Annotated in this window: 16 protein-coding genes; 7 read left to right on the top strand and 9 right to left on the bottom strand. The window is 63.2% G+C overall.

The window, feature by feature from the left end:
* Positions 1–104: 104 nt before the first annotated feature.
* Positions 105–1,010 carry a MurR/RpiR family transcriptional regulator gene (locus tag NKJ37_RS28890; protein ID WP_128302676.1) on the top strand — a complete coding sequence of 302 codons (906 nt, stop codon included), beginning with the start codon at positions 105–107 and terminating at the stop codon, positions 1,008–1,010.
* A gap of 58 nt (positions 1,011–1,068) precedes the next feature.
* Positions 1,069–2,385 (top strand): M20 family metallopeptidase, encoded by a 1,317-nt coding sequence (locus NKJ37_RS28885; RefSeq protein ID WP_352441067.1) that lies wholly within the window; start codon positions 1,069–1,071, stop codon positions 2,383–2,385.
* Positions 2,386–2,409: 24 nt separating this feature from the next.
* On the opposite strand, the gene NKJ37_RS28880 is transcribed toward NKJ37_RS28885, so the two are convergent.
* Genes NKJ37_RS28880 through NKJ37_RS28860 form a run of 5 tightly spaced genes read right to left on the bottom strand, consistent with a single transcriptional unit; the run spans position 2,410 to position 7,033 of the window.
* Complete coding sequence (locus tag NKJ37_RS28880; RefSeq protein WP_352441065.1) at positions 2,410–3,444, bottom strand: branched-chain amino acid ABC transporter permease; 1,035 nt, start codon at positions 3,442–3,444, stop codon at positions 2,410–2,412.
* Positions 3,441–4,316 (bottom strand): branched-chain amino acid ABC transporter permease, encoded by an 876-nt coding sequence (locus NKJ37_RS28875; protein WP_352441064.1) that lies wholly within the window; start codon positions 4,314–4,316, stop codon positions 3,441–3,443. The genes NKJ37_RS28880 and NKJ37_RS28875 overlap by 4 nt, the downstream gene beginning before the upstream one ends.
* 12 nt (positions 4,317–4,328) lie before the next feature.
* Entirely contained in the window at positions 4,329–5,042 is a 714-nt protein-coding gene (locus NKJ37_RS28870) for an ABC transporter ATP-binding protein (protein ID WP_127269236.1), read from the bottom strand.
* Positions 5,039–5,776 carry an ABC transporter ATP-binding protein gene (locus tag NKJ37_RS28865; protein ID WP_352441062.1) on the bottom strand — a complete coding sequence of 246 codons (738 nt, stop codon included), beginning with the start codon at positions 5,774–5,776 and terminating at the stop codon, positions 5,039–5,041. Before NKJ37_RS28865 ends, NKJ37_RS28870 begins: the two co-directional genes overlap by 4 nt.
* A 3-nt stretch (positions 5,777–5,779) precedes the next feature.
* Positions 5,780–7,033 carry an ABC transporter substrate-binding protein gene (locus NKJ37_RS28860; RefSeq protein WP_352776073.1) on the bottom strand — a complete coding sequence of 418 codons (1,254 nt, stop codon included), beginning with the start codon at positions 7,031–7,033 and terminating at the stop codon, positions 5,780–5,782.
* Between the two features lie 190 nt (positions 7,034–7,223).
* Here NKJ37_RS28860 and NKJ37_RS28855 point away from each other — a divergent pair, with 190 nt between their 5' ends.
* The 3 genes from NKJ37_RS28855 (at position 7,224) to NKJ37_RS28845 (ending at position 13,481) form a co-directional block, all read left to right on the top strand.
* Positions 7,224–8,042: an alpha/beta fold hydrolase gene (locus NKJ37_RS28855; RefSeq protein WP_352776071.1), complete on the top strand. Its 819-nt coding sequence runs from the start codon at positions 7,224–7,226 to the stop codon at positions 8,040–8,042.
* A gap of 131 nt (positions 8,043–8,173) precedes the next feature.
* Positions 8,174–11,983 (top strand): methionine synthase, encoded by a 3,810-nt coding sequence (gene metH, locus NKJ37_RS28850; protein WP_352776069.1) that lies wholly within the window; start codon positions 8,174–8,176, stop codon positions 11,981–11,983.
* A 103-nt stretch (positions 11,984–12,086) separates the two neighbouring features.
* Entirely contained in the window at positions 12,087–13,481 is a 1,395-nt protein-coding gene (locus tag NKJ37_RS28845; protein ID WP_128302668.1) for a multicopper oxidase family protein, read from the top strand.
* A 33-nt stretch (positions 13,482–13,514) separates the two neighbouring features.
* Here NKJ37_RS28845 and NKJ37_RS28840 read toward each other — a convergent pair whose 3' ends face one another.
* From NKJ37_RS28840 to NKJ37_RS28830, 3 genes are all read right to left on the bottom strand, one after another.
* Positions 13,515–13,802 carry a PTS sugar transporter subunit IIB gene (locus NKJ37_RS28840; protein ID WP_023809203.1) on the bottom strand — a complete coding sequence of 96 codons (288 nt, stop codon included), beginning with the start codon at positions 13,800–13,802 and terminating at the stop codon, positions 13,515–13,517.
* A gap of 17 nt (positions 13,803–13,819) precedes the next feature.
* On the bottom strand, positions 13,820–14,281 hold the full coding sequence (locus NKJ37_RS28835) for a PTS sugar transporter subunit IIA (RefSeq protein ID WP_127267974.1): 462 nt from the start codon (positions 14,279–14,281) through the stop codon (positions 13,820–13,822).
* A gap of 73 nt (positions 14,282–14,354) precedes the next feature.
* Entirely contained in the window at positions 14,355–15,761 is a 1,407-nt protein-coding gene (locus NKJ37_RS28830) for a PTS galactitol transporter subunit IIC (protein ID WP_352776066.1), read from the bottom strand.
* Positions 15,762–16,101: 340 nt separating this feature from the next.
* Here NKJ37_RS28830 and NKJ37_RS28825 point away from each other — a divergent pair, with 340 nt between their 5' ends.
* Positions 16,102–17,415, top strand: a complete 1,314-nt coding sequence (locus NKJ37_RS28825) for an NAD(P)H-dependent oxidoreductase (protein ID WP_127272181.1) — start codon at positions 16,102–16,104, stop codon at positions 17,413–17,415.
* Positions 17,342–17,737: a type II toxin-antitoxin system VapB family antitoxin gene (locus NKJ37_RS28820; RefSeq protein ID WP_352776064.1), complete on the top strand. Its 396-nt coding sequence runs from the start codon at positions 17,342–17,344 to the stop codon at positions 17,735–17,737. The genes NKJ37_RS28825 and NKJ37_RS28820 overlap by 74 nt, the downstream gene beginning before the upstream one ends.
* Positions 17,738–18,109: 372 nt before the next feature.
* Here NKJ37_RS28820 and proC read toward each other — a convergent pair whose 3' ends face one another.
* Entirely contained in the window at positions 18,110–18,925 is an 816-nt protein-coding gene (proC, locus tag NKJ37_RS28815; RefSeq protein WP_352776062.1) for a pyrroline-5-carboxylate reductase, read from the bottom strand.
* Between the last annotated feature and the right edge of the window lie 40 nt (positions 18,926–18,965).

Genomic DNA, 18,965 nt, shown 5'->3' with positions numbered 1-18,965 from the left:
AGTCATGCCGAACTCTCGATGGTTCTGTAAGAAAAGTTCCAAATTTGACAAACATGTGCGAAATTGTAAGATAATTGTCTTTCCGTCGACGATAGGCGATGACAATGTCGATCCGCGAAGAACTGGCCAATACGACCGTGGCGTTCACCTCCGCGGAAGAGAAGATCGTCCAGGTCCTGCTCGCCGATTATCCGATGTCGGGGCTGGGCACCGCGACCCGGCTGGCACGGCGCGCCGGCGTCAGCGACCCGAGCGTGACGCGGCTGATGACCAAGCTTGGCTATGTCGGCTTTGCCGACTTCCAGGCACGCCTGCTCACCGAAGTCGAATCCAGGCTGCATTCGCCGCTTTTGATGATGGAGGCCAAGCGTCCGGGCGGCTCCAGCGAAGGCACCGCACTTACCTATTTCCATTCGGTTTCAGACAGCCTGGAGCGCACCCGCACGGCAGTGCCGGTGCAGGCCTACACGCGCGCCGTCAACATGCTGCTGGAGAGCAAGGGCCAGGTCGTGCTGCTGGGCGGCCGGTTCAGCCGGCATATCGCCTCCATGCTGGCCGGCTACCTCCTGCAGTTCCGCTCCGGCGTGCGCGACATCGGTTCGTTGAGCCCCGCCGATTTCGACCTGTTGATCGACCTTGGCAAGCGCGACCTCCTCGTCGTGTTCGACTACCGGCGTTACCAGTCGGACGTGGTGAGCTTTGCCCAGCAGGCCAAGGAGCGCGGCGTCTCCATCCTGCTGTTCACCGATGTCTGGCTGTCGCCGATATCTGACATAGCGGACCTGACCATGGTCGCCGCGATCGACGCCAACTCGCCGTTCGACACGCTGGCGACGGCCGTTGCCCAGATGGAAACCGTGTTTGCCCACGCGCTGGAGAGCCACGGCGCCGGGGTGCGCAAGCGCATCGAGGACATCGAAAGGATCCGCAGCGCCAATGCGGTCACGCTCGATACCGCCCTGTCGTCATCGGCCGACGACGCCGCCAAATCCAAAACCACAAGGAAATAGTGTCGTTGCGCCCAGTGCAGCGATTGCAAAGCGCCGCGACGCAGAGAAGGAAGCGACAATGCCCGACAACCAGACCATCATCGATGCCGTGCAGGCTGAGATCGAGACCGATCGCGACTGGTTGATCGGCCTGACCCGCGACATGGTTCGCATCCCTTCGGTCAACCCCAAATTCGAGCCCAACCCGGCGATCAACCGCGAGGCGGATGTCCAGGCGCTGCTCGAACCGATCCTCAGGCAGGACGGGTTCAAGACCGAGCAATGGGATGCCTTGCCCGGCCGGCCCAATCTGGTCGGCGAATGGGCGGGAGACGAGGACCGCAGCCTGATCCTGTGCGGCCACATCGACGTCGTGCCGGTCGGCGCGATGAAGGACTGGTCGGTGGATCCGTTCGGCGGCGAGATCACCAATGGCCGCCTTTATGGCCGCGGCGCCGTCGACATGAAGGGCGGCGTCGCCGCTTGCGTCGCCGCAGCACATGCGATCCGCAAGGCGGGCATCACGCTGCAGGGCCGGCTGGCCATCCATTCCGTCGTCGACGAGGAAGCCGGCGGCTTCGGCGCCATGGACGCGGTGAAGAAGGGCAAGCTCGCCAAGGCGGTGCTGGTCGCCGAACCGACCTGGGGCGATGTCCTGCCCGTCGAAGGCGGGCTCGAATGGGCGCGGGTGACGATCCGCGGCCGCAACGCCCATTCGGCGCTGCGCTACAACGAGATTTATCCGCAGCGCCACGACAAGGACCGGCTCGAGCCGGGCGTCAACGCCATCGAGATCGCCGCTCGCTTCATCGCCGCCGTGCGCCAGTATGAACTGGACCGGACGCGGGCGAAATCGCATCCATTGCTGCCGCTCGGTATGAACACGATCAACATCGGCGTCATGCATGGCGGCACCGGCCTTGGCGAACACGGCCTGCCGACCGTCATGACCAACCCGGCCATCATTCCCGACGTCGCGGTGCTCGATCTCGACATGAAATTCCTGCCCGATGAGAACTCGGCCGACTACCGCCGCGATTTCGAGACGTTCGTCCACCATTTCGCCCAGACCGATGCGTGGCTGCGCGACAACCCGCCTGCGATCCAATGGGAGCTCGGCGGGCTGTATTTCCCGCCGATGAACACCCCGGTCGATCATCCGCTGGTGACCTCGCTGATGAAGCGCAAGGCCATGGTCGGCAAGGCGCCGCAGGCGCGCGGCTTCGTCGCTGTGTGCGATGCCGCGCACTATGCCGGCGCCGGCGTCGACGGTGTCATCTTCGGCCCGTCGGGCGACGGTTTTCACGGTTCCGACGAATATGTCGAGGTCGAATCGGTGGTCGAGACCGCCAAGGTGATCGCTGCTTCGGTCATCGACTGGTGCGGCATCCGCTGAGGCGGAGCCGCTATTCCGAAACGGTCAGGCCGGGCGTTTCAGGCGTCCGGCGACGGCGCCCCATGAAGCCTTGATCATGCCGACCAGGCCGCTCGGGTAGGCCAGCATCACGCCGATGATCAGCACCGCCGTGATCATCGGCCGCCACGCACCGAAATCGGCCATCCATTCGGCGAAGATCGTCAGCACGAACGAAGCGATGATGGCGCCGTAAATGGTGCTGGTGCCGCCGAGCAGCACCATCGACAGGATGATGGTCGCCAGGCTCATGCCGAAGACGTCGATCGAGGCATTGCGCTGGTAGGCGGCGTAGAAGGCGCCGGCGATGCCGGTGAAGAAGGCGCTCGCGGCAAGCGTCAGCATGCGCTGGCGGACGATCGAGACGCCGCGGCTGACGGCGTATTCCTCATTGTCGCGCAAGGCGACGATACTGGCCCCGGCGCGTGAGCGCACGAACACGCGCAGGAACAGCGTGCTCGCCACCAGCAGCGCCAGCGCGATGTAGAAATAGGCTGACTTGCCGTCACGGACCATATTGTGGTCGAACACGTAAAGTCCGGGAATGCGCACCAGCCCTTGCGTGCCGCCGGTGATGGCGGACTGGCTGATGATCACCTGCATGACCAGCTGCGCGAAGCCGAAAGTGACCAGGATGATGTAGATGCCCTTCAGCCGCAGGATCGGGATGGTCACAAGGATCGCCGCCAGCGTGGCGATGACACCGCTGGCAAACAGCGCGATCCACGGGTCGAATTCGGCCAGCTTGGTCAGCAGGCTGTAGGCATAGACGCCGATGCCGAACAGCGCCAGATGGCCGAAATTGAAAACGCCGCCATAGCCGAGGCTAAGATCCCAGTTCGAGGCGACGATCGCATAGATGAAGGCCATGATCAGGATGTGGCGGGCATAGGTGTCACCGAAGATCAGCGGCAGCAGCGCCAGCAGCGCGAAGCCGAGCACGAAGCCGATGGCCTCCTGCTTCCACGGCGTGCGGCCTGGAGCGATCGGGGTTGCCGCCTCGGCGTGGCCAGGCGCGATCAGCGATGTCGTGTCGGTCATGCTAGGCCTCGGGAGCGGCTGGCGAAGATGCCCTCGGGGCGCACCATCAGGGTCAGGATGAGCACGCCGAACAGCAGCGCCGGCGTCCAGTACAAGCCGAAATAATAGCTGCAGGCTGCCTCGAAGAAGCCGATCAGATAGGCGGCGAAGATCGGGCCCGATATGCTCGATATGCCGCCGAAGACGACGACGATCAGCGCCTTGAGCAGCGGGTCGCTGCCCATCACCGGCGACATGAAACGGTAGCCGCCCATGAAGATGCCGGCGAGCCCGGCGAGCGAAGCGGCGATGGCGAAGGCCAGCCCATAGAGCGCGGTGACGTTCAGCCCGACAAGGTGGCTGGCATCTTCGTTTTGCGCCACGGCGCGCAGCGCCAGCCCGAGCCGCGTGCGGTTGAGGAACATCCAAAGTGCGGTCAGGATCAGCGGCGTGATGACGATGATGGCGATCTGGTGCAGGGAGACGCCGACGCCGCCGATGGTGGTGTTGCCGGCGATCAGCGCCGGGATCTGCTTCGAGCGCGGTCCCCAGATGGTCAGCGCGCCGTTCTCGATCAGCGACCCGGCTGCCAGCGTGGTGATGACGACGACCAGCACGATGTTGGGTCGGCCGATCAGCGGCCGCACGACGCTCGCCTGCAGGATCCAGCCGACGCCGGCCATGACGACGACGGCGATGGGAAAGGCGACCGCCGCCGGCAGGCCGAGTTCGACCAGCTGCCAGGCGATGTAGGCGCCCAGCATCATGAACACGCCATGGCTGAAATTGAACACGCCGATCGTCGTCCAGACGAGAGCGAGCCCAACCGCCATCATGGCGTAGAGCGAGCCCTGGAACAGGCCGCCGAACAGGATTTCCGCCAATGCGCTCATCTTCGGATTTTCCTAATGGCCAAAATACATCGACATGATCTCGCCGTGGTCGAGGCTTTCGCCCGGCTTGATCTCGGTCGCAACGGCGCCATGGTTGACGAGGTAGAGTTGCTGCGTCAGTTCCAGCAGAAATTCGATATCCTGCTCGACGACGATCAGCGGCACGCCGCCGCGCGAAATGTCCATGACGGAGGCGCAGAGTTCGTCCTTGATCTTGGGTGCCAGCCCCAGCGTCGGCTCGTCGAGGATCAGCAGGCGCGGATGGCTCATCAGCGCGGTGCCGATCGACACCATCTGGCGCTCGCCGCCCGACAATGTGCGCACGCGCTGGCGCCAGCGTTCCGCCAGTTTCGGAAACAGCTTGATCACCTTCTCGCGGTTCTCCGCCTCATGCGGCCGGGCCCGCGGCGAATAGGCTCCGAGCGCCATGCAGTCGGCGATCGAGAGATCGGGAAACAGCCGGTTGCCTTGCGGCACATGGATCAGGCCGGCGCCGACGATGGCGCGTGCGCTGCGGCCGGCAATGTCTTGCCCGTCGAACAGGATGCGGCCGCTCTTCGGCTGCAGCAGCCCGGAGACTGCGCGCAGCAGCGTCGTCTTGCCATGGCCGTTGGGGCCGAACAGGCCGACATTGCCGAAACGGCCGGCCTCCAGCGAGATATCGTGCAGCACGGTGACGCGGCCATAGCCGGCGGTGACGCCTTCGACGCTGAGAATGGGGTTCACGCCGCCGACCTCCTCGTGCCGAGGTAGGCTTCGATGACGCGCGGATCGGCGATTACGCCTGCCGGATCGCCGGCGGCCAGGACACGGCCATTGTTGAGCACCAGCAGATGCTGCGAAAGGCTCATCAGGAAGGTCAGCACGTGCTCGATCAGAAGGATGGTGATGCCGCGCTCGGCGGTGCGGCGGATCAGGCCGATCGACGTCTCGATCTCGGGCTTGGTCAGGCTCGATGCCGGCTCGTCGAGCAAGAGCATGCGCGGCTGCATGGCAATCGCGGTGGCAAGCATCAGGCATTTGCGCTCGAACACGGATAATTCGCCGGCAAGCCGGCCGAACGACTGAGATCCCAGACCGACGAACTCCAGCGCCTCGGCGGCGGCATTGCGGGCCGTGGCCGCTGTCTTTTCCTGCTTGCCGTAACTGGCGCCGATCAGCGCGTTCTCGAACACGGTCAGCCCGTCGAAGCTGGTCTCGCGCTGAAACGTGCGGGCGAGGCCGAGGCGCGCGATGGCGTGTCCCGATTTGCCGTTTATGGCAATGCCGTCAAAGCGGATGTTGCCCCGGTCGGGGCCGAACGGGATGCCGGTGATGATGTTGAACAGCGTGCTCTTGCCGCTGCCGTTCGGGCCGGCGATACCGAAGATCTCGCCGGCCTCGACCTTGAACGACACGCCGTCGACGGCCTTCAGCGAACCGAAGGCCTTCGACACGTCGTCCAGTTCAAGCAGGGCCATTCCCTACTTCATCCAGGGCTGGAGCTTGAAGGCGCCGGTGGCGTATTTCTCCGGAGAGATCAGCGTGCGCTGGCCGTCCCAAATCTGGAAGAAGGTGATCGGGATGTAGTCGTCGCCCTGTGTGGCAAGGTGGGTGGTGGGATCGAATTTCAGCCGCCCTTCGGCGACCTGCTTGTCGGTCTCCGACAGCGCCTTCATGATCGCCGCATGGTCGGATGCGCCGCCGACCTTCTTGACCGCGTCGAAATAGACATTGGTCATTTCGTAGAGGCCGATGCCGTAGGTGCCGCTCTCGACGCCGTATTTTGCCTTGAACTTGGCTGCCACCTCGTCGGCCCGCGGGTTCTTCGGCGTCGTCAGCGCGCCGCCGAGCAGGTTGTAGATGACACCATCCGACTTCTTGCCGGTCAGTTCGACGAATTCCGGAACGCTCGGTGCGTATTGCAGGAAGACGAGGCTCTTGGTCGGCTGCTCGAGGAACTGGTTCAGGAAGGACGCCGAATTGCCCGGCAGATAGTCGGTGTTGATGACGACGTCGGGAACGTTCTCGCGCACCTTGGCGAGGATCGAACGCCAGTCGGTCACTTCGCCGAAGGGCACGATCTCGTCGACGGTGATGGTCCAGCCCTTCTCCTTGAAGGTCTTCTTCATGCCTTCGGAGATGGTCTTCGAATAAGCGTTGTCGGACGAGATGATGGCGACCTTCTTGGTCGGCAAGGTGATCTTGCCGTCGGCCGCGAGCTTCTCGACGAACAGGGTGACGTCGGTGTTGTAGGCGTCGAAGGAAGGCGTCAGCGACCAGCAGCACATGTATTTATCGGGGCTCGGCGCGATGATGTCCCTGGTCTGCTGCGAGGTGGCCGCCAGCATGTAAGGCATTTCCGCTTCGGCCATGTTGTCGATCTCGAAATTGGTCAGGCTGGCATAGCCGGTCAGCATGAAGTGCACGCCCGGATCGCCAAGCAGGCGCTCGACCGCGCTGGTGACGTTGCCGGCGGACTGATCCTTGACGTCGCCGACCACCAGTTCGAACGTATCCCCGGCAACGCCGCCGGCTGCGTTGGCCTCGTCGATGGCCATCTGCACGCCGCGCTGGAATTCCTGGCCGTCCGCCGCGGCAGGGCCGGTCAGCGGCGCAAGCAGGCCGATCTTGACGATTTCGGCAAAGGCGGGGGCGCCTGACACGGCAAACATGCCGATCAGCGTCGTGCTCATCAGCATATGGCGGATTCGACTTGCGGCGGATTTGGGCTTCATCGTGCTGTTCCCTGTTTTCCTCCCGTTCATCGGGAGTTGGATAATTGACAATCTACGCATAATTGTTCTTATTTGAAAAGGATTTTTCAACGCAACCTAGCCGGGAAGATGGTTCCCGCAAAGGTATGGAAGCCGTGGCGCTTTGCTGCGCAACTGCGTTAAAACAGGGCAATTCCCGACGGAGCGGACAATGACGATCTCGCAGAAGACCCTTGAAACCAGCCACGGCAAGATCGCTGTTCGCCAGACCGGTGGCGAAGGCACCGCTGTCATGCTGATCCACGGCAATTCATCTTCCAGCGCCGTTTTCCGCAACCAGTTGGACAGCATGTTGGGCGAGCGCTACCATCTCATCGCTCCCGACTTGCCCGGCCATGGAGCGTCCGCCGATGCGATCGATCCGGAGCGTTCCTACAGAATGGAAGGCTATGCCGACGCCATGACCGAAGTGCTCGGGCTGCTCGGCATCGACAAGGCCATCGTCTTCGGCTGGTCGCTCGGCGGCCATATCGGGCTTGAGATGATCGACCGCTTTCCCGGCCTGCTTGGCCTGATGATCACCGGCACGCCGCCCGTCTCGCCCGAGGAGGTCGGCAACGGCTTCAAGCCGAGCCCGCATATGCACCTTGCCGGGCAGGAAACCTTCACTGACGCGGATGTCCAGGCCTATGCGCGCAGCACCTGCGGCGAGCCGTTCGAGCCGTTTCTCATCGACACGGTGGCGCGCACCGATGGAAGGGCGCGGCGCCTGATGTTCGAAAAGTTCGCGGCCGGCACCGGGCGGAACCAGCGCGAGATCGTGGCCGGCAAGACGCCGCCGATCGCCGTTCTGAACGGCATCGACGAGCCATTCGTCAACACCGATTTCGTCTCCGCTGTGAAATTCTCCAATCTATGGGAAGGCAAGGCCCATCTGCTCGACAAATCCGGCCACGCGCCGTTCTGGGATTCGCCGGATCGCTTCAATCCGGTCTTCGCCCGCTTCCTGGCAAGCTTCGACAGAGCGTAGGTCCGTCGGAAAACCGGCGCCACAGACCCCGCCTTCGAGACAGGTGGGTGACAATCACGTGCACCTACCGTATATTGACATAAAGATATCCTTATGTGACATGAAAAGGCCTGTCGCCAAAGGGATAAAAAATGTCGCAGAATTCTGCATCGCTGGACGATTTGTTCGGCCCCGTCGCGGCAAAACCGGACGGCTCGGAAGTGCTTGCCGCGCTGACGGCAGCAGCACGCGAACGCATCCTCATCCTCGATGGCGCCATGGGCACGCAGATCCAGGGCCTCGGCTTTGACGAGGACCAGTTTCGCGGCGAGGCCTTCGCCGGCTGCGCCTGCCACCAGCAAGGCAACAACGATCTTCTGATCCTGACGCAGCCGAAGGCGATCGAGGAGATTCACTATCAATACGCCATCGCAGGCGCCGATATCCTCGAAACCAACACCTTCTCCTCGACCTCGATCGCCCAGGCCGATTACGGCATGGAGGATGCCGTCTACGCGCTGAACCGCGATGGCGCGCGGCTGGTGCGGCGCGCCGCTGTTCGGGCCGAGCAGCAGGACGGCAAGCGCCGCTTTGTCGCCGGTGCACTCGGGCCGACCAACCGCACCGCCTCGATGTCGCCCGACGTCAACAATCCCGGCTATCGCGCCGTGACCTTCGACGATCTGCGCCTCGCCTATGGCGAGCAGCTGCGCGGCCTGATCGACGGTGGCGCCGACATCATCCTGATAGAGACCATCTTCGACACGCTGAACGCCAAGGCGGCGATCTTTGCAGCGGAAGAGATCTTCATCGAGAAGGGCGTGCGCCTGCCGGTGATGATTTCGGGCACCATCACGGACCTCTCCGGCCGCACGCTGTCGGGCCAGACGCCGACGGCCTTCTGGCATTCGGTGCGCCACGCCAGCCCGTTCACCATCGGCCTCAACTGCGCGCTCGGCGCCAACGCCATGCGCGCGCATCTGGCCGGGATTTCAGGCGTCGCCAACACCTTCACCTGCGCCTATCCGAATGCCGGCCTGCCCAATGAATTCGGTCGGTATGACGAGAGCCCGGACTTCATGGCCGCGCAGATCGAGGAGTTTGCCCGCGAGGGACTGGTCAATGTCGTCGGCGGCTGCTGCGGTTCGACGCCCGAGCACATCCGCGCCATCGCCGAGGCGGTGAAAAAGTATCCCCCACGCGCCATTCCCGACATCGAGCGCAAGATGCGCCTGTCCGGGTTGGAGCCGTTCACGCTGACGGACGAAATTCCCTTCGTCAATGTAGGCGAGCGCACCAATGTTACCGGGTCGGCCAAGTTCAGGAAGCTGATCACGGCGGGTGACTATGTCGCCGCGCTCGACGTGGCGCGCGACCAGGTCGCCAATGGCGCGCAGATCATCGACATCAATATGGACGAAGGCCTGATCGATTCGAAGAAGGCGATGGTGGAGTATCTCAACCTGATCGCCGCCGAACCGGACATCGCCCGTGTCCCGGTCATGGTCGACAGTTCCAAATGGGAGATCATCGAGGCTGGCCTGAAATGCGTGCAGGGCAAGCCGCTGGTCAACTCCATCTCGATGAAGGAAGGCGAGGCGGCATTCCTGCATCATGCAAGGCTCGTGCGCGCTTATGGCGCCGCCGTGGTCGTCATGGCGTTCGACGAGGATGGCCAGGCCGACACCAAAGCGCGCAAGGTGGAGATATGCACCCGCGCCTACAAGCTTTTGACCGAACAGGCCGGCTTCCCGCCCGAGGACATCGTCTTCGATCCGAACGTGTTCGCCATCGCCACCGGCATCGAGGAGCACGACAATTACGGCGTCGACTTCATCGAGGCGGCGGGCGAGATCACCGCGACGCTGCCGCATGTCCACATTTCCGGCGGTGTGTCGAACCTCTCCTTCTCGTTCCGCGGCAACGAGCCGGTGCGGGAGGCCATGCATGCCGTGTTCCTCTACCATGCCATCCAGCGCGGCATGGACATGGGCATCGTCAATGCCGGTCAGCTCGCCGTCTACGATACGATCGAGCCGGCACTGCGCGAAGCCTGCGAGGATGTCGTGCTCAACCGCATGCCCAAGGCCGGCGGCACCGCCACCGAACGCATGCTGGAGATCGCCGAACGCTTCAAGGGCACGGCCGGCAAGGAAGCGCAGGAGCGCGATCTCGCCTGGCGCGAATGGACTGTCGAACAGCGGATCGGCCATGCACTGGTCAACGGCATCACCGAATTCATCGACGCCGACACTGAGGAAGCGCGGCTTGCCGCCGAGCGCCCGCTCCATGTCATCGAAGGCCCGCTGATGGCCGGCATGAACGTCGTCGGCGACCTGTTCGGCGCGGGCAAGATGTTCCTGCCGCAGGTGGTTAAGTCGGCGCGTGTGATGAAGCAGGCGGTGGCCGGGCTGCTGCCGCATATGGAGGCCGAGAAGGTGGCCAACGCCGCCAACGGCATCGACAATGGCGAACGCCAGACCGCGGGCAAGATCCTGATGGCGACGGTGAAGGGCGATGTCCACGATATTGGCAAGAACATCGTCGGCGTCGTGCTGGCCTGCAACAATTACGAGATCATCGATCTCGGCGTCATGGTGCCGGCAGCGAAAATCCTGCAGACGGCGCGCGACCAAAATGTCGACATCATCGGCCTGTCCGGCCTGATCACGCCATCCCTCGATGAAATGGTGCACATGGCCGCCGAGATGGAGCGTGAAGGCTTCGACATTCCGCTGCTGATCGGCGGCGCGACGACCAGCCGCGTGCACACGGCGGTGAAGATCCACCCGCGCTACAGCAAGGGGCAGACGGTCTACGTCACCGACGCCAGCCGGGCGGTCGGCGTCGTGTCGTCCTTGCTGTCGAACGAGAGCAAGGGCGGCTATGTCGACACGGTGCGCACCGAATACAAGAAGGTCGCGGATGCACATGCCCGCTCCGAAGCCGACAAGCAACGGCTGCCGCTGGCCAAGGCGAGGGCCAATGCGCACCGGATCGACTGGTCTGCCTACGAGCCGCCGAAGCCGTCTTTTACCGGCGTCAAGGTGTTCGAGAACTGGGATCTCACCGAACTCGCGCGCTACATCGATTGGACGCCGTTCTTCCAGACCTGGGAGCTGAAGGGCCGTTATCCCAAAATTCTCGAAGACGAGGCGCAAGGCGCCGCCGCGCGCCAGCTGTTCGAGGATGCGCAGGCGATGCTGAAAAAGATCATCGCCGAAAAATGGTTCGCCCCGCGCGGCGTCATCGGCTTCTGGCCGGCCAATGCCGTCGGCGACGACATCAGGCTGTTCACGGACGAAAAGCGGTCGCAGGAACTGGCGACCTTCTTTACCTTGCGCCAGCAACTGACCAAGCGCGACGGCAAGGCCAATGTCGCGCTGTCGGATTTTGTCGCGCCGGCCGACAGCGGAAAGCCCGACTACATCGGCGGCTTCATCGTCACCGCCGGCATCGAGGAGGTGGCGATCGCCGAACGGTTCGAGCGGGCGAACGACGACTATTCGTCGATCATGGTCAAGGCGCTGGCGGACCGCTTCGCCGAAGCCTTTGCCGAGCGCATGCACGAGAAGGTGCGCAAGGAATTCTGGGGTTATACTCCCGACGAAGCCTTGGCGCCCGACGAGCTGATCGGCGAACCTTACCGCGGCATCCGTCCGGCGCCCGGCTATCCGGCGCAGCCGGATCACACCGAGAAGGCGACGCTGTTCCGGCTGCTTGACGGTGAGGGCAATGCGGGCGTGAGCCTGACCGAAAGCTATGCGATGTGGCCGGGCTCGTCCGTGTCGGGGATCTATCTGTCGCATCCCGAAAGCTACTATTTCGGCGTCGCCAAGGTCGAACGCGACCAGGTCGAAGATTATGCACGCCGCAAGGCAATGCCCTTGGCCGAGGTCGAGCGCTGGCTTGGCCCCATCCTCAACTACGTGCCGGCACACTACGCCGAGGCGGCTGAATAGCGACGGCATGCCCTCAACAGAATTTGCGCGGGTTCCCGGCTTGTGATCCATGGCGCGGCGGTTACACCTTCGCGGGCAGTCGCCTTTGCAGTTGGAGCGCCGAATGACCTTACTCACACGCCGCAGGCTTTTGAAAACGGCAGCGATAGCCGGCGCGGGCGGGGTCGGGCTTTCGGCCATGGGTCGGCTTGGCGGCTTGGCAGCTGCCACAACTGAGCCGGTGGTTTTGCAGACGGCAAAGATCCAGGCGAAGCTGATGGATGTCGGCCAGACCAGGGATGTGCTGACCTATGGTAACGCCGGAATGCCGCCCGTGCTCAGAATGAAAAAGGGCGAGCCCTTCGCTGCACGCCTTGTCAACGCGATCGACGATCCGACGACTATCCACTGGCACGGCATTCGCGTTCCAAACAAGATGGACGGCGTGCCGTTCCTGGTCCAGCCCTACGTCTATACCGGCGATCATTTCGACTACGCCTTCACGCCGCCCGACGCCGGCACCTTCTGGTACCACCCGCATTGCAACACACTGGAGCAGATGGGCCATGGCCTGACCGGCGTGATCGTGGTCGAGAATCCCAACGACCCGAAATTCGATGCCGAAATCGTCCTCAACCTGCGCGACTGGCGCCTCGGCGACGACGGTCAGTTCATCGACCAGTTCCGGCCGCGCGATGCCGCGAGAACCGGCACTTACGGCACGGTGCGCACCGCCAATTGGCTGGATCAGCCGCAATATGACGCGCCGGCGGGAGGGCTGGTGCGGCTCAGGGTCGCCATCACCGACGTCACGCGCATCTACGCTTTTCGCGTCGACGGTGCGGAGGCGAGTGTCATGGCGCTCGACGGCAATCCGGTGCCTGAACGTTTTTCGCCCGATGCCTTGCTGCTTGGACCCGGCCAGCGCATGGAGCTGGCCATACGCATGCCCGACGAGGAAGGTGCGATCGTCAGCTTGAGGGACGTCAGGGGCACCAAGCCAAAAATCCTGGCGACCCTGCGTGCGACTGGAAACTCGCTCAAACGGGACATTCGCGATCTCGCGCCGCTGGAGCTCAATCCGGTGGCGGAAGTGGATCTCGCCAGCGCCAGGCATATTTCCCTGGCACTGAGCGCCACGGCGGAAAACGTCCCGAGCGATGGCATCTGCGGTTCGCTTGGCTACAGTTTCTGGGCCATCAACAAAGTGCCGTGGCCCGGCGACACCAAGGATCCGACCGCGCCTCTGGCCGAACTGAAGCTTGGCCAAAGCTACGTCATCGACATGGAGAACCTGACGCCGCAATCCCATCCGATGCATCTGCACGGCATGAGCTTCAAGGTGCTGTCATCCTCGACGCGCCAGGTTCAGCCTGCGATTTCCGACACCTATCTCATCCAGCCCAACGAGAAGGTTCAGCTCGGCTTCGTCGCCGACAATCCCGGCGATTGGCTGCTGCACTGCCATATCATCGAGCACCAGAAATCGGGAATGACGAGCTATGTCAGGGTGGTGTGAAGCCGCGTCAGCCTGCGCGTAGCGTCTGTGCCGTCATTTGCGCAACTGCGCCTCGATCTCGTCCAGCACCTTGTCCTTGCCGATGCCGGTGAGGAAGGCGAGGCCCTTGATCACCGGCTTGGTCACCGAAGCGGAGATCGGTGTGGTTGCGACGATGAAGTCGACATTGTCGGCCAGTCCAGGCACTTCGGTGGCCTTTGCCTGCTGGGCGTTGAAGGTGAGGCCGCGTTTCTTCATTTCCTCGGTGACGGCGACATTGACCGCGGTCGAGGTGGCGATGCCCGTGCCGCAGGCAAAGAGAATGGTTTTCTGTCTGGACATCTCTGCTTCTCCTTGTTTCAGCCGAGTACGGCTCGCACGTCTTCGAGGGTTCTGGCCGACCTCAAATCATCCAAGGCTTGCGGGTTCTGGATGGTGGCCATGACGGCCTGCAGCGCCTCAATCTGCTTGTCCTTGTCGTTGATGGCAAGCAGGAAGACGAAGCCGACCGGCAGCATCTCGTCGGGATCCTCCATGTTGGCGAAGGTGACTGGTTGCTTCAATGTGCCCATCGCGATGCCAGGCTTCAGCACATGCTCCGGATCGGTGTGCGGCACCGCGACATTGTCGGAGCGTTCCAGCGGCAGTCCGGTCGGGATGGTCAATTCGCGGCGCACGACCGCGTCGGCATAGCTGCTTTTGACATAGCCAAGTCTCTCCAGCCGGCCCGCCAGAATGCGGATGATCTCCTCATTGGTCGAGGCATCGGATCCGAGCACGATCGCGTCGGGGTCCAGAAGCTGCATGAGTCCGTCGGACATTCTTTGCTCCGTCGATGAAATCGTGCGCCCGAGGAAGGGCGCACGATCCGTTAAAGAGTAGACGCTGTCAGGTTCAGGCCGTCTCTTCGGCCGGCTCGTCCTCGGCGCCCGCGGCCCGCTCCCAGCCAAGCGGATTGCGGCGGTAGAGGACAAACAATGCCGCGATGACCACTGCGATCACGATGATGCCGACAAGCCCCATCCCCTGGATCGCCTCGATGACCACGTAAGGCACCCACAGGAAGCCGTCGACCACCGAGGTGATCTGCAGCGCGTCCGCCGGCAGCTTGAAGCCCGACGAGACTGCTGCGCTGGTGAACAGCGGCGCCAGCGCGTTGGCGACGTAGAAGCCGATGGCCAGCGTCACCGTGCCGACCACCACCATGCGGAACACGTTGCCTTTGACCAGCGGCGCGGTCATGGCGACGATGAAGGGGATGACCGCGAGGTCGGCGAACAGGATGACGCGGTTGCCCGGCAGGATGATGGACAGAATGATCGCGATCGGCACCAGGATCAGCGACGACGAGATCGCGGCCGGATGGCCGATCAGGATCGCCGAATCGAGACCAACGAGAAGCTCTCGGTCACCGGTGCGCTTGCGCACGAACGCCTGTGCGGCGTCGGAGACGGGGATCAGCCCCTCCATCAGGATCTTGACCATGCGCGGCAGCAGCAGCATCACCGCGGCCAGCGTCATGCCGGTGCCCAGAACCTTTGCCAGCACCACACTGAGATCACCCGCATTGTAGAAGGCGATCGCACCAAGCACGAGGCCGATGATGAGGCCCATCACGACAGGTTCGCCGAACACGCCGAACCTGCGCTCGATGGTGTCCGTGTTGATGTTGATGCGGTTGATCCCGGGAATGCGGTCCATGATCCAGTTGAGCACAATGGCGATCGGCAGGATTTGCGCCGAGGCGAGATGCGGCACGGAAATGCCGGGCACGCCGTAGAACTGCTGTACCGCGCGCGCCGACCAGTCGGCGAACAGCAGCGAGAGTGCTGCGACAAGTGCTGCGACCGCGATGCCATAGGCCAGATTGTCGGTTGCGGCGACCACCAGCGAGCCGACAAAGGCAAAGTGCCAGAAATTCCAGACGTCGACATTGAGCGTGCGCGTCATGCGTGTCAGCAACAGCACGATATTGACGAGGATGCCGACCGGAATGACCCAAAGGCCGACCGACGAGCCGAAGGCGATCGCGGCCGCGGAGGGCCAGCCGACATCGATGATGTCGCGATGGATGCCGGTGTTGGTGACGATGGCCTTGGCGACGTCGCCAATCGACGTGAACATGAGGCCAAGCACCAGATTGATGCCGATGAAGGCGACGCCGATGGTGACGGCGGCGCGAAAAGCCTTGCTGACCTTGGCACCCAGAACCACGGCGATGATGAAAATGACAATTGGCAGCAGGATCGTCGGGCCAAGCGTATCGATGGCCCCTTTGAGGCCCGCGAGAACAGTATCCATTTTTCCTCCCCTGGAGCCGCGAGCCTTCGCTCGACGCCTCGCAATGATGCTCCATCCAGCCTTTGACGCCCCGGCGCAAAGACACTCCCCAATTTGCCCCAGAGGCGAATGCTTTCCGACTGTCGCATCGGTGAACATTTGCCTTTGTTGACAAACGAATGTTTTATTGGGGTTGTTCGCTGCGATGTCAATTGGTTGCGCTTCGGCCAATCGAGCCTCGGCGGACGTCCCCTCCGAGACGATTTCGTGGGAAATTGCCGGTCGCGACCGGGTTTCGTTGGCAAATAGAACCCGTTCCCTGCTATCCGGTCCCAAATCACGAAGCTGTGGACATTCCTGCATGACCAACGTCGCCCTGACCGGCCTTGCCCGCGATCTCGCCAGGCGTGCCGCCGAGGGCCGCCCGGTGCGCATTGGCGTCATCGGCTCGGGCGAAATGGGCACCGATCTGGTCACCCAAGGCATGCTGATGCCAGGCATTTCGATCTGCGCCGTCTCGACGCGCCGCCCGCACACCGCGCGCGATGCCATCCGTATCGCCTATGGCGACGAAGCCATGGCCGTCGAAGCCGACACCGCGTCGAAAGTCACCGGCGCTATCGAGAGCGGCAAGATCGCCGTCACTTCGAACGAGATGCTGGTCACCAATCCGCTGATCGACGTCGTCATCGACGCCACCGGCAAGCCGGGCGTCGCCGCCGATTTCGACCTCATGGCGATGGAGCACGGCAAGCATCTGGTGATGATGAACGTCGAGGCCGACGTCACCATCGGCTGCTACCTCAAGCAGCAGGCCGACCGGCTTGGCGTCGTCTATTCGGTGGGTGCGGGCGACGAGCCGTCGAGCTGCATGGAACTGATCGAATTCGCGTCGGCGCTCGGGCTGACCATCGTCTCGGCCGGCAAGGGCAAGAACAACCCGCTCAACCACGATGCCGTACCGGACGACTATCGCGCCGAAGCCATCCGCCGCAACATGAACCCGCGCATGCTGGTCGAGTTCGTCGACGGTTCCAAGACCATGGTCGAGATGTGTGCCATCGCCAACGCCACCGGGCTGGTGCCCGACGTGCCCGGTATGCACGGCCCCAAGGCCGACCGCGATGACCTCGCCAAGGTGCTGATCCCGCGCGAGGATGGCGGTCTGTTGCTCAGGAAAGGCGTCGTCGACTACACGGTCGGCAAGGGCGTCGCGCCTGGCGTGTTCGTCATCGTCGAGGCGACGCATCCGCGCATCATCGAGCGCATGGACGACCTGCATATCGGCCACGGCCCCTACTACAGCCTGTTTAGGCCCTATCATCTGACCTCACTGGAGGTGCCGCTGACCGCCGCCCGCATCATGCTTTTCGGCAAGCCCGACATGGTGCCGCTGCCGCAACCCGTTGCCGAAGTCTGTGCGGTCGCCAAGCGGGATCTCGCCGCCGGCGAGACCTTCGATGCGATCGGCGAGACCTGTTACCGCTCCTGGACGATGACCGTCGGCGAAGCCCGTGCCCAGCGCGCCGTGCCGGTCGGCCTGCTCGAGGGCGGCAAGGTGCTGAAACCGGTCAGGAAAGGCGAATTGCTGACGTCAGACAATGCGTCGCCCGACCAGACGACAAGGCTGTTCGCCTTGCGCCGGCTGCAGGACGAGATGCTCTACGGGGCCTGAAAGGACCACGCTGGCGCTGCTACGACAAATGATAGATTGTGGGGCAAATGTCGCCAAGGTCGGTCACATAAACCTTCGAATCAGGAATCCGCTTGCCCGCGAACTGGCTCGCCAGCTTGCCGCCAAGCGCAAGGTTTCCATGACCAGAGCGGTTATCGAAGCGCTTGAAAGTGAACTGAAGCGGGAAAACGCCCGTATGCCTCTGGCGGAACGGCTGGCTGCAATCGCCGGTGATTTGAGGTCCAAAGCGGGCAAGGCTGGCCGGGTCGTGAGCAAGAATGAGATCGATGCCATGTGGGGTGGCGGCCAGAATGACGCCTGACAGGTGCACAGGGGTTGTCACGTTGGAAGGCCTGCTGGCAGCTCGGATTTCGTCGTTCGTTTCGATGGATGATCGTAGACATTCGGGATTGACCGGAGCCTTCCCAACTTCGTCATCCACGGGCGGAGCAGGAGCGAAGCGACGTCGCGGAGACCCGAGGATCCATGCCGTGATCTTGGTCGAGGAATGCAGCGGAGCAGAATTCTGCACCGCAGCAGCGCTTTGAAGTCGCGGCATGGATCCTGGGGTCTGCGCCGCGTCGCTGCGCTCCTTGCTTCGCCCCAGGATGACGAAGCGATGTGCATTTCCGCCAAGCCATCAACGCAAGCACGTCCGACCCATCAAAACTTCGGCAGGGGAGGAGCTGGCTGCTTACTTCCCCAGTTCGACCGACCGCAGCCGTGCAGCCTCCACCGCTTCTGTGAGAAGGTGCGTCAGCCGGTCCTCGCCCATCAGAACGTCCAACGCCGCTGCCGTCGTGCCGTTGGGGCTGGTGACCTGCTGGCGCAGCACGCCCGGTTCCTCGCCGCTTTCGGCGGCGAGCGAGGCGGCGCCATAGACTGTCTGCATGGCGAGCAGCTTGGCGGTCGCCGTTGGCAGCCCGGCCTTCTCGGCGGCCACGGTCAGCGCTTCGATGAAATGGAAGATGTAGGCCGGCCCAGATCCGGAGACGGCGGTCACCGCATCCATCAGGCCCTCGTCGTCGATCGTGGTCACTTCGCCGCTCGCCGACAAAAGGTCGGCGACGAAACGCTTGGTGTCTTCGGAAACCAGCCTGTTGGAGAACACCACCATCATGCCCTTGCCGATTGCTGCCGGCGTGTTGGGCATGCAGCGCACGATCGGCGCGCGGTTGCCGAGGATTTCCTCGAAGGTGCTGGCCGGCGTGCCGGCGGCGATGCTGACGAAGGTGGTGCGGCCATCGCCGAAACGCTTGTAGGCGGCGGTGACATCGCGGATCACCTGCGGCTTCACCGCGATGACGACGAGATCGGGCACGGCATCGGCCGGGATGCTGCCGGCATCGGCTGATGTCGCGCAGCCCAGCGTGGCCGCGCGATTGCGCAGATCGGCATTGGGCTCGACCACGAAAACCGCCGATGGCGCAAGCTTACCGGATTTCAGCCAGCCTGAGAGCATGGCGTAACCCATATTGCCGCAGCCGGCGAGAACAAGCCTGATCGTCATCAAAAGCCCTCCGAAGGAAGGCTTTCACATAGACGCTGGC

Source organism: Mesorhizobium sp. M0140 (assembly GCF_040322475.1).
Classification (GTDB): Bacteria; Pseudomonadota; Alphaproteobacteria; order Rhizobiales; family Rhizobiaceae; genus Mesorhizobium.
Note: the sequence above shows the minus strand (reverse complement) of the source record. Positions and strands in the feature narration are given on the sequence as shown.

Coding starts and splice junctions, on each gene's coding strand:
- NKJ37_RS28855 (WP_352776071.1), top strand. CDS start 7,224: ATGACGATCTCGCAGAAGACCCTTGAAACCAGCCACGGCAAGATCGCT.
- NKJ37_RS28875 (WP_352441064.1), bottom strand. CDS start 4,316: ATGAGCGCATTGGCGGAAATCCTGTTCGGCGGCCTGTTCCAGGGCTCG.
- NKJ37_RS28860 (WP_352776073.1), bottom strand. CDS start 7,033: ATGAAGCCCAAATCCGCCGCAAGTCGAATCCGCCATATGCTGATGAGC.
- metH (WP_352776069.1), top strand. CDS start 8,174: ATGTCGCAGAATTCTGCATCGCTGGACGATTTGTTCGGCCCCGTCGCG.
- NKJ37_RS28825 (WP_127272181.1), top strand. CDS start 16,102: ATGACCAACGTCGCCCTGACCGGCCTTGCCCGCGATCTCGCCAGGCGT.
- NKJ37_RS28820 (WP_352776064.1), top strand. CDS start 17,342: ATGCGTCGCCCGACCAGACGACAAGGCTGTTCGCCTTGCGCCGGCTGC.
- NKJ37_RS28830 (WP_352776066.1), bottom strand. CDS start 15,761: ATGGATACTGTTCTCGCGGGCCTCAAAGGGGCCATCGATACGCTTGGC.
- NKJ37_RS28885 (WP_352441067.1), top strand. CDS start 1,069: ATGCCCGACAACCAGACCATCATCGATGCCGTGCAGGCTGAGATCGAG.
- NKJ37_RS28845 (WP_128302668.1), top strand. CDS start 12,087: ATGACCTTACTCACACGCCGCAGGCTTTTGAAAACGGCAGCGATAGCC.
- NKJ37_RS28890 (WP_128302676.1), top strand. CDS start 105: ATGTCGATCCGCGAAGAACTGGCCAATACGACCGTGGCGTTCACCTCC.
- NKJ37_RS28865 (WP_352441062.1), bottom strand. CDS start 5,776: ATGGCCCTGCTTGAACTGGACGACGTGTCGAAGGCCTTCGGTTCGCTG.
- proC (WP_352776062.1), bottom strand. CDS start 18,925: ATGACGATCAGGCTTGTTCTCGCCGGCTGCGGCAATATGGGTTACGCC.
- NKJ37_RS28880 (WP_352441065.1), bottom strand. CDS start 3,444: ATGACCGACACGACATCGCTGATCGCGCCTGGCCACGCCGAGGCGGCA.
- NKJ37_RS28835 (WP_127267974.1), bottom strand. CDS start 14,281: ATGTCCGACGGACTCATGCAGCTTCTGGACCCCGACGCGATCGTGCTC.
- NKJ37_RS28840 (WP_023809203.1), bottom strand. CDS start 13,802: ATGTCCAGACAGAAAACCATTCTCTTTGCCTGCGGCACGGGCATCGCC.